Below are 9,658 nucleotides of genomic sequence, written 5' to 3' on the forward strand. Positions count from 1 at the left end.
CGGTGGGTGTCGCCAGTTGTGGGAAGAACAGCGCCCCGCCCGGTTTTGTCGTGTACTTCCGGCCGGACGGGGAGGTGAAGACGATGGTGCCGTCGGGGAATTGCTGCTCCCCCCAACCACTCTCACCGCACCAGAAAGTCTTGAGCAGATGATGGGGACGGCACTTCAACCCCAGGTTCGACGGATGGGTCAACCCACCCAGGGCCCAGGGGATCGTGTGGTCGATATCGCAGAACTCTGCCGGCACATCACAACCCGGAAACCGGCAACACAGATCACGGGCGCGGATGAAATCCGCCAGCGCCGACGACGGCCGGTAGTGCGGCTCGGCCTTGAGTTGGTCAGCCGCCGTCAGGGGACGCAGACGGGCCCGCACCGCGAGATCGCGGACCGTCTCGGCCGGTACCGCCCCGAATCCCGGCAGATACCCCGCTGAATTGCTCTCCCCGGACACCGTTGCCGCCTCGGCCAGCACATGAATCACCACCTGACCCGGCTGCGGGTCAGCGTCGCGGACTGGGCAGTCCTCAGATCCGCAGTCGCACACGATCGCTGACCGGCCCGCAGCCAACGCCGCCAACGCATCGGCGCGACGCTGCCGTTTCGTACGCGAATCAGCACGGCACACCGTGGAAGCCAGCTGATCCAACCGCCGATCCAGCACAGCGGCATCCGGAGCACGGACCGCACCCCAGAAATCCGCCAACCCATCCCGCGACGGACCTATCTCGACATGGCGATCGTCGTCGGCCCGTCGTGCGATGCGCTCCGCTGCAGGATCAAGGTGGCGGACCCACATATCGACCACCTCGCTGATCCGCTTTCTCGACAGGGCGTTCCACCCTGCTGCCCTCGCGGCAACAACAGCGTCGATCTTGATCAGCACCTTGGGATCAGTGATCAGACCGGTGCGGAACACCGCGACGGCGATGACCTGGAAATCCACCTCACCGCGGGCGAAGGCCGCACCAAGCTTCGGCAGCCGTTCCAGGAGTTCCACCCCGTAGTTCATCTGCGCAGAGGCGCGACCCCGGCTGATACCCAATTCAGCCGCGACCTCGGCAGCCACGGCCTCCCAGTTGTCGATGCACCACTGCGTCCGGTCCTCGGGGTGGACCTCGGCCAGTCGCAACTGGCACAACCGGCCGGCCGCCAGAATCCGCTTCGCCGCAGCCACCCGCTCATCGCGCTGGGCGCCGGACATCTCGGCGAGCAGCCCGGCCTTCGTCGATTCGAACATATATTCGATATTAGATCTGCTCCCCGACACCCCAACACCGCCACCATGGCCGGTTGTGGATGAAGTCCAGACTGTGGATAGAGCTACCGAACGACGACGGGGCTCGGCTCTCGGGGCGTCCCGAGCGCGTCGCGGTGTGACGGCGGGCGGCGCCCACCCTCATCGGTGATGCCGTACCGGGTGGCGAGCTCCGCGCCGATGACAGTGTGTCCGGACAGCGCGGCCAGGTCGGCATCGCGATAGAGCGCATCGATGAGCCGGCCGGTGAACTGCGGGGTCTCGGCATGCTCAGCGAAAGCGGCCAGCGCCTCGGCGTTGACCCCGAACGCCCGACGCATCCGATCGGTAAGCAGAATGCCCATCCAGATCGACACTGTGGCCACCGCAGTGCCGCCGAAATCGACGGCCATATCCGCGGCCATCTTGTCCACGCCGGCCTTCTGCGCCCCGTACGCCGGACCGTGCATGTAGCAGACCGAACCCGGCGACGAGGTGAACACGATCAGGCCGTGATCGGCGCGCAGCAACAGCGGCGCGGCGTACCAGGACGCGACGTAGGCCGAACGGAGACCGACATCGAGAACGTCGGACAACTCCAACGGCTTGTCCCAGAAAGGCGCCGGATCGGTCAGCCGGTCGCTGATGGCAGCGGCATTGTTGACCAGTAGATCGAGCGCGTTGTTCTGATCAGAAACCCGGGCGAACACTTCCGCCACCGAGGAATCGTCGGCATGGTCGCACGGCACGGCGATACCCTCGCCGCCCAGGGCGGTCACCGAGCGGGCGTCGTCGTTCGAGATCGTGCGTCCGGTCAGATACACCCGCCAGCCGGCAGTGCCGAGCGCCTCGGCGATGCCACGGCCGGCACCGCGGCTGGCCCCGGTCACCACAGCGACGGGTCGTCGTGTCGTCATGGGTGCGACGCTAGCCGGTCAGACGGTTGTGTCGGAGGCCCGCCCTAGCATCGCGGTTATGACTGGATGGGTACTGCTCAGCATCGTGCTCACGGGTGGCATCTTCCTCTGGGGCCGCGCCGCCGCCGTGCGTTCGCAGCAGGCGCTGACCGATCAGCGGGAGCGCGACCGGGAGGTGAGCTCGCGGGCGGATCAACAGCACAGCTGGGCATCCCGCGGCGATGTGCGCGGGGTGTACGGCACCGAGGGTGCCGAGTTGATGCGCGCCATCACGCCGAAGCCGGCGATCATTCCGCCGGGTGACGCCATTGAGGTCGCGGCCGTGGTGCACACCACCGCGGAACTGGACGCCATGCTCACGAAGCGGCCGCCCTGCTGGAGGTACGCGTCCTTCGTCTCGGTGGCGGTTCAGCGCCGCGACGCGGTGGCGGCCCGGGTTCGCGACGCCCGGATGGGGTTCGCCCGGCCCAACGGCGAAGCTCTGAGCACCGAGTTCGAGACCGGACTGTTCTTCACCGAGCGATTGTCGGAGCTCTACGAGTTGATCGGCGATATCGATGGGTTCATGCTCAGCCCCGCGTTCCGGGAGGTGTTCGGCGACCCGCACGACGAGAACTCCGCCGACGCCGGCGGAGTCGTCCACGCCGCCAACCGGCTGATGGACTACCACGACTGCCTGCTGGACCTGGCCGAGCGATCGCGCGGGGTGCGGGTCCCGTACGGCTGCGGCGATCTCCAGCGCGATTTCGGCGCACTCACCGTGCTGCCTATCGACGGTTTCGGCACGTTCATCGAGGACTTCACCGAGCGGGTGGCGGAGATGGGCGACGTCGCGCGCTATGCGACCGGCGACGTTCAGTTGGACAACGTCGAACTGGGCGTCTCCTGTGATGACGAACTACTCGGGAGGATATCGACACAGCTGCAGCAGCTGGCGCGTGCGGGCTAGCAGCGCGAGAGGACGTCGGCCAGGGCTTTCTTCTCCTTGGCCGACAACCAGAGGCCGTAGACGGTCTTGACGTCGATCTGCCGCGCAACGAAATCACAGCGGAACGCCTCATTGGTTGGCAGCCAGGAGGCCGCGTCCCGAAAAGCCTTGTCGAAGTTGGCTTTCGGACTCACCGCGAGCAGATTGCGGGGATCGTTGGCGAAGTCGAGCCGGCGCTGCGGATCCCAGGTGCGGGCACCCTTGTACCAGGCGTCGGCCAGCGCGACGACGTGATCGATCTCGATGGCATTGGAGGTGTCGGGGCCGCGGACGAAGTCGATGGTGACGCCGGTGTAGGGGTCGGTCAGCGTGCCACTCTGGGCGTAACAGGTTGATGTCCGCACGACAAGGTTCTTCAGATCACGGCGCAGGATGTCATCGCGGGTGTTGCAGCCGTTGTGACCGAACTCGACGTTGACATCATCGCTCCAGGCCTGACCGAACTGATAGCGCTTGAAGTCAGATGTGCGATCCCAGCCGCGCACCGGCAAAGCCTTGAGCTGCTGACGGGCGAGGTCGTACCGCGCGTCAGGGCTGACCGGTGGAGGTGCCTGGCCCGAGGTGGGTTCGGCCCGCCACGTCGGCGACGGACTTGAAATCTGGTTGGCCTTCTCCTGCCAGATCAGGACAGCAGCGACGGCGGAGATGACCAGGGCCGCCACGACAACGGCCAGGGCGCGACGCCTCCGACGGGATTTGACGGCCACCCCACGGTTCTAGCACCCCTCGCCGCAAAAACCGCCCGGCAACCGGGCGTCGTTGCTAGTTTCCGGTGGCACCTTCCGGAAAGGACCCCCGTGAAACGAAACCCACTGCTCGGCGAGTGCTCGGCCGAATTCTTCGGAACGATGATTCTCATCCTGTTCGGCTGCGGCGTCGTCGCACAGGTCGTGACCGGCGGGGGCAAGCTCGGGACGGACCCGGGAGCCACCGGTGACTACAACTCCATCGCCTGGGGCTGGGGTCTCGGCGTGACCATGGGGGTCTACGTGGCTGGGCGCCTCAGTGGCGCTCACCTCAATCCCGCTGTGACCGTCGCGCTGGCGGCCTTCAAGGGCTTCCCGGCCCGCAAGATCGCGCCGTACGTCGCCGCCCAGGTGGCCGGCGCCTTCGTTGCGGCACTGCTGGTCCGGTTCAACTACAGCGACCTCATCCACAACGTCGACCCCGACCACACCAAAGCCACCCAGGGCATCTTCTCCACCTCGCCGGACGCCAACGTGTCGATGCTCACCGCGTTCTCCGACCAGATGATCGGCACAGCGATTCTGGTGGCGGTCATCTTCGCGCTGACCAGTGCGGTCAACAACCCGCCGCTGGCCAACATCGGCCCGCTGATCATCGGTTTCCTGGTGGTCGCCATCGGTCTGGGCTGGGGCGCCAACGCGGGCTACGCCATCAACCCGGCCCGCGATTTCGGTCCGCGGCTCGCATCCTTCATCACCGGCTACCACGACGCCTGGTTCTCCGCGAACGGTCCGCAGCTGTACTTCTGGGTGCCGATCGTCGCACCGATAATCGGCGGGCTGATCGGCGGCGGCCTGTTCGTGTTCTGCATCGAGAGGTTCCTCCCGGCGGCCGTCGCTGGCCCGGCGGAGATCGGCGTCGTGGAGCCCACCCCGCTGAAGTGACGTAATCCCACCAGAGCGCGTAATCCCACTAGAGTCAGTCCGTGGCCTGGCAGCAGATCCAGCCGTTCCTGATCGCGCTGGCCATCGGGTTACTGCTCGGATTGGAACGCGAACGCGGACATTCCGGAAAGCTTCCCGCCGGGTCGCGTTCGTTCGCCCTGCTGTCACTGGCCGGTGCGGTCGCGGCCACCTTCAGCATGTGGGCCGTGGCCGTCGGACTCGGTGCGGTCGCCGGACTGATGGCGATTGCCTACTTCCGCACCAGCGGCGAGGACCCCGGAACCACCACTGAGATCGCCGCCATCGTTGCCTATTTGCTTGGCGCGCTGGCGTGTTCGCGTCCGGCGGTGGCCGGCGCGCTCGCGGTGATCGTCGCACTGCTGTTGGTCTCCAAGGACCGTATCCACCGATTCGCCCGCGAGATCGTCAGCGAGGTCGAATTGGAAGATGCCATCAAGTTCTTCGTGGTGGCCTTTGTGGTCCTGCCGCTACTCCCCGATCAACCGTTCGGCCCCTACGGTGTGCTCAACCCCGCCAGGGTGTGGCTGCTGGTGGTCCTGCTCACCGGGATCGGCTGGCTCGGCTACATCGGGGTGCGCGCGCTGGGCCCGCGACGGGGACTGCTCGTCACCGGACTCGCGGGCGGATTCGTCTCAGCGTCGGCGACCACCGCCTCGATGGGCCGGCTCAGCAAGACGGCCGGAGTACGGGCCCCACTGGCGGGGGCACTGCTGGCCAGTGTCGCCACGTTCGTCCAACTTCTCCTCGTCATCGGGATCGTCGATGCTGATGTGTTGCGCAAGCTGTGGCCGGCGGCGGCAGTCGGGGCGCTCAGTCTGACCGCCGTCGCATTCATCGTTTATCGCGGAACACCCCCGAGCGATCCGGAAACAGCTGAAACCGTTTCCGCGACTCGACCTTTCGCACTGAAACCCGCTCTGATTCTGACCGGGGTACTCACCCTGGCCCTACTTGTGGGCAAGTGGGGCGCCGACGTGCTCGGCCCACAGGGCGCGGTGCTGGCCGCCTTCGCCGCGGGTCTGGCAGATGCGCACGCCGGATCACTGGCGGCCGCCAGCCTGGCCGCCCAGGGCGATATCACCGTCGACACCGCTTTGGTGGCGATCGCAGCGTCACTGGGCTCGAACCTGATCGTCAAGTGCATTCTCGCCGGTGCCGCCGGCGGGCGACGTTTCATGCTGGGCTTCATGGCCCGAATGGTCATACCGACCCTGGTATTCGCTGCGGCGATCACCGTGGCCGTGAAAGTCCTCTAGGCAGGCCCGACGAAGCCCTAAGGTTCCAGACGTGAATCGTCTGGACCGCTTCTTCGAAATCACCGCCCGCGGATCGACACCGGGCGCCGAGGTGCGCGGCGGACTGGTCACGTTCATCGCGATGGCCTACATCCTGGTGCTCAACCCGATCATCCTGTCGGGCTCCAAGGACGTCCTGGGCAATCAGTTGCCGTTCGGACAGTTGTCGTCGGTCACGGCACTGACGGCCGGGGTGATGACGATCCTCTTCGGCGTCGTCGCACGGTTGCCGTTCGCCTTCGCCGCCGGACTCGGGATCAACTCGTTCCTGGCCTCCTCCGTGGTGGGCACAGTCACCTGGCCTGAGGCGATGGGACTGGTCGTCATCAACGGCCTCATCATCGTGGCATTGGCGGCATCCGGGCTGCGAAGGCTGATCTTCGATGCGGTGCCCCTGCAGTTGAAGATGGCGATCACCGCCGGTATCGGGCTGTTCATCCTGTTCATCGGATTGGTCGACGCCGGCTTCGTCGGGGCCACCGGCCTTCCGGCGCCGCCGGTCGGACTCGGCGATGGCGGGCGCGGGTCGATCACCACCGTCCCGACACTGATCTTCGTGGCGACGCTGTTGGTCACCGGTGTGCTGGTCGCCCGAAAGGTGCGAGGCGGGATCCTCATCGGCCTGGTGTCCGGAACCGTGGTGGCCGTGGTCGTCGAAGCGATCTGGCATCTGGGCTCCGCCGTTGATCACCCGGGCGGCTGGAAATTGGCGGTGCCGGCGCTGTCCGGTTCGCCATTCGCCGTACCGGACCTGTCACTGGTCGGCGCGTTCAGCTTCGACAGTTTCTCGCGTATCGGAGCACTGGCCGCAACCGCGCTGCTCTTCACCCTGGTGTTCGCCAACTTCTTCGACGCCCTGGGCACCTTCACCGGACTGTCCCGCGAGGCAGGACTGGCCGATCCGCAGGGAACGTTCCCGCGACTGCCCGCCGCCCTGGTCGTGGAAGGTGTCGGCGCAGTCGCCGGCGGTGCCACGTCGGCCTCGTCCAACACGGTGTTCATCGAATCCGGCGCAGGCATCGGCGAGGGCGCCCGCACCGGCCTGGCCAACCTGGTCACCGGCATCCTTTTCCTGGCGGCGATGTTCGTCGGCCCACTGGCGTCGATCGTGCCGTTGGAGGTCGCGGCCGCCGCCCTGGTGATCGTCGGGGCGATGATGACCTCACACCTGCGCCATATCGACATCTCCGAGTTCGCTGAGGCGCTGCCCGTCGTGCTGACCGTTGCGGTGATGCCGATGACCTACTCGATCGCCAACGGTATCGGCGCCGGCTTCATCACCTGGGTGGTGATGCGAACCGGAGTCGGCAGGGCCCGGGAGATCAGTCCGCTGCTATGGGTCGTCGCCGTCGGATTCGTGCTCTATTTCGCCCGCGGCGGAATCGAGTCACTGATGGGCCTGTGACGACATCGTCGACGGGAACCGGCACAATAAATCCCATGAGCGATTCCCACGATTCCAAGGTCATCATCACCGCACTCACCGACGGGCCCCTCGAGGTCTCCGGCGAGGTCACGATCCTCGCCTCCGACGGCACCGTGATCAAAGAGACCGACAAGAGCTACCTGTGCCGATGCGGCCACTCGGCCAAAAAGCCGTTCTGCGACGGCGCCCATAAGAAGGAAGGCTTCACCGCGTCCTGACCTGCCGGGACTACAATTAGGAGATACGGCCTGGACATCCGGCCTCCAACTCGCACGGACGGGGACTGCAATGAACTCAGCTCGATTGGCTCGTCAGGTCACGCTCGTGATCGGCGGATCGGCGATCGTCGCGATGGGCGCGCTGACCGCCGGCTGCAGCAGCACCAAGGAAGAACCGAAGACCACGCCGACATCGGCGCCCGCGACCAGCGCGCCCGCACTGACGCCGACTGAGAAGGCCGCCGGCGGCCCCAGCTCCTTCTCGCCGACCATCACTCCGCCGCACCCCGGCGACACCTGCGTCCACGTCTCCAACGGCGTCTGCACCAGATAGACGTTCGCACCGTTCGACGGGTGTCAGTTAGCCGCGTAAAATGGGCGTCATGTCGAAAATTGGGCGTTTTGTAGCAATTTCCGCAGCTCTGGCGGCTCTCGGCCTCAGCGGCGGTGCCATCGCGTCGGCCGATCCGCAGACCAACGGCGGCTCGGGCGGCTACGTCGACGCTGACGGCACCCAGGGAGATATGGTGCCGGCCATGCAGGGCACCCCGGATGACGACGGTTTCCAGGGCGCCTACTCCAAGGGTTCTACCTACGTCTGGCCGCAGTACCGCTAGTGCGCGCAGTACGTAACCGGTCGGCCGCCGCCGCGGCCGCTGTCGTTGTCGCGGTTACCGTCGCGCCGTCGGCGTCTGCTGACCCCGCGCCCACCTGGGCAGGCTGGTACAAAATCACCTTCCAGACCGATCAAAAGTCCGGAACCAGTGTGGCCGCCAAGCAGGTGGAGCAGCCTTACACCGCCTGGTACAAGTTCGGCACCGACTGCGCATCGGGCTCATGCGTGGCGACCGTGCTCGACGGGCCGACGCCGAAGTCGAATGCGGCCCAGTCGACCACCTTTGAGTGGACCGGCACACAGTGGTCGCGGACCAATGCCTGGCGGTGGGACTGCCCCCTCGGGGACGGCACAATCACCTTCGACGCGGCCAGTTCGGTGACCACCTACGCACCGCAGCCTGACGGCTCGCTCAAGGGCACCTTCGCCACGAATATCGGTAGCGGCGCATGCCAGGGCACCGTCTACATCCCGCTCATCGCGGTTCCAGCGACCCCCTAATTCGGCATCCGGTTGCCGTAGAACACCTGGTCTTCGTTGTAGCCACCCCAAGCGGTTTTCGCGTTCTGCCGCCATCGGCGGTGCTAGGTTGGCGCGATCAACCGCAGTCGGGAGGTCGGGGAACGGATGTCCGAGGTGGATTGGGAGGCGTTGCGCCGGCAGGCGGTTGCCGCTGCCGGGCATTCATACTCTCCCTACTCGAAGTTCCCGGTGGGAGTTGCGGGCCTCGTCGATGATGGTCGTCTGGTCTGGGGCGCCAACGTCGAGAACGCCTCCTACGGGCTGACCCTGTGTGCCGAATGCTCGATGGTGTCTTCGCTGTACGCCACCGGCGGCGGGCGGCTCATCGCAGCTTTTTGCGTGGACGGCAACGGCGACCCGCTGATGCCGTGCGGCCGGTGTCGGCAGTTGCTGTACGAACACGGCGGGCCCGATCTGCTGATCATGACGCCCGAAGGAGTCCAGTCGATGGCCCAGATCCTGCCTCAGGCCTTCGGCCCGTGGGATCTCGAGAAGAGAAAGGCCGGCATGTGACAACTGTGCCCGACCGGCAAGTGAGCAAATCGGCGTGGGCGATCCTGGCCGCTATGGGCTTCGGAGCGCTGATCGCCCAGATGTTCTCCACCGTGATCGGTCCGGCTCTGCCGACCATCAAGGACGACCTCGGATTGGGCTTGTCTGCGCAGACCTGGACGATCACCGCCTACAGCCTCGCGTTCGGCGCCGCACTGGTCGCCGGCGGCCGGATGGGCGACCTTGTCGGTGAGGTCAAGATGATCGTCGCCGGGTTCGTCATCTTCGGCGGCGG

The 9,658-nt window shown here is 66.2% G+C and carries 13 protein-coding genes; 9 read left to right on the top strand and 4 right to left on the bottom strand.

Features of this window, described 5'->3' with window-relative positions; genetic code table 11:
• Both ACR2JI_RS04745 and ACR2JI_RS04750 read right to left on the bottom strand, forming a co-directional pair.
• On the bottom strand, positions 1-1,240 hold a 1,240-nt coding region (locus ACR2JI_RS04745), incomplete at its 3' end, for an HNH endonuclease signature motif containing protein (RefSeq protein WP_526388551.1).
• 83 nt (positions 1,241-1,323) lie between these two features.
• Positions 1,324-2,154 carry an SDR family NAD(P)-dependent oxidoreductase gene (locus ACR2JI_RS04750; RefSeq protein WP_526388553.1) on the bottom strand — a complete coding sequence of 277 codons (831 nt, stop codon included), beginning with the start codon at positions 2,152-2,154 and terminating at the stop codon, positions 1,324-1,326.
• Positions 2,155-2,212: 58 nt separating this feature from the next.
• On the opposite strand from ACR2JI_RS04750, the gene ACR2JI_RS04755 reads away from it, so the two are divergent.
• Positions 2,213-3,103, top strand: a complete 891-nt coding sequence (locus ACR2JI_RS04755) for a hypothetical protein (RefSeq protein WP_526388555.1) — start codon at positions 2,213-2,215, stop codon at positions 3,101-3,103.
• Here the strand turns inward: ACR2JI_RS04755 and ACR2JI_RS04760 are convergent.
• On the bottom strand, positions 3,100-3,849 hold the full coding sequence (locus tag ACR2JI_RS04760) for a GmrSD restriction endonuclease domain-containing protein (protein ID WP_526388557.1): 750 nt from the start codon (positions 3,847-3,849) through the stop codon (positions 3,100-3,102). The genes ACR2JI_RS04755 and ACR2JI_RS04760 overlap by 4 nt on opposite strands.
• 90 nt (positions 3,850-3,939) lie before the next feature.
• On the opposite strand from ACR2JI_RS04760, the gene ACR2JI_RS04765 reads away from it, so the two are divergent.
• From ACR2JI_RS04765 to ACR2JI_RS04780, 4 genes are read left to right on the top strand one after another with little or no spacing between them, the layout of a single operon-like run.
• Positions 3,940-4,773 carry an MIP/aquaporin family protein gene (locus tag ACR2JI_RS04765; RefSeq protein ID WP_526388559.1) on the top strand — a complete coding sequence of 278 codons (834 nt, stop codon included), beginning with the start codon at positions 3,940-3,942 and terminating at the stop codon, positions 4,771-4,773.
• Positions 4,774-4,814: 41 nt separating this feature from the next.
• Entirely contained in the window at positions 4,815-6,050 is a 1,236-nt protein-coding gene (locus ACR2JI_RS04770; RefSeq protein WP_526388561.1) for an MgtC/SapB family protein, read from the top strand.
• Between the two features lie 31 nt (positions 6,051-6,081).
• Complete coding sequence (locus ACR2JI_RS04775; RefSeq protein ID WP_526388563.1) at positions 6,082-7,494, top strand: NCS2 family permease; 1,413 nt, start codon at positions 6,082-6,084, stop codon at positions 7,492-7,494.
• Between the two features lie 35 nt (positions 7,495-7,529).
• Positions 7,530-7,733: a CDGSH iron-sulfur domain-containing protein gene (locus ACR2JI_RS04780; protein ID WP_526388565.1), complete on the top strand. Its 204-nt coding sequence runs from the start codon at positions 7,530-7,532 to the stop codon at positions 7,731-7,733.
• Positions 7,734-7,826: 93 nt separating this feature from the next.
• Here the strand turns inward: ACR2JI_RS04780 and ACR2JI_RS04785 are convergent, their stop codons facing one another.
• A complete protein-coding gene (locus ACR2JI_RS04785) occupies positions 7,827-8,060 on the bottom strand; it encodes a hypothetical protein (protein ID WP_526388567.1) in 234 nt (77 codons plus the stop codon).
• Between the two features lie 56 nt (positions 8,061-8,116).
• Here ACR2JI_RS04785 and ACR2JI_RS04790 point away from each other — a divergent pair, with 56 nt between their 5' ends.
• The 4 genes from ACR2JI_RS04790 to ACR2JI_RS04805 form a co-directional block, all read left to right on the top strand.
• On the top strand, positions 8,117-8,350 hold the full coding sequence (locus ACR2JI_RS04790; RefSeq protein WP_526388569.1) for a hypothetical protein: 234 nt from the start codon (positions 8,117-8,119) through the stop codon (positions 8,348-8,350).
• Positions 8,350-8,850 (top strand): Rv2253 family sensor-like surface protein, encoded by a 501-nt coding sequence (locus ACR2JI_RS04795; RefSeq protein ID WP_526388571.1) that lies wholly within the window; start codon positions 8,350-8,352, stop codon positions 8,848-8,850. Before ACR2JI_RS04790 ends, ACR2JI_RS04795 begins: the two co-directional genes overlap by 1 nt.
• Positions 8,851-8,976: 126 nt before the next feature.
• Positions 8,977-9,384 (top strand): cytidine deaminase, encoded by a 408-nt coding sequence (locus tag ACR2JI_RS04800; protein WP_526388573.1) that lies wholly within the window; start codon positions 8,977-8,979, stop codon positions 9,382-9,384.
• Between the two features lie 20 nt (positions 9,385-9,404).
• Positions 9,405-9,658: MFS transporter (locus ACR2JI_RS04805; RefSeq protein WP_526388575.1), on the top strand; the 254-nt coding region annotated here is incomplete at its 3' end.

The organism is Mycobacterium sp., from assembly GCF_051006775.1.
Taxonomy (GTDB): domain Bacteria; phylum Actinomycetota; class Actinomycetes; order Mycobacteriales; family Mycobacteriaceae; genus Mycobacterium.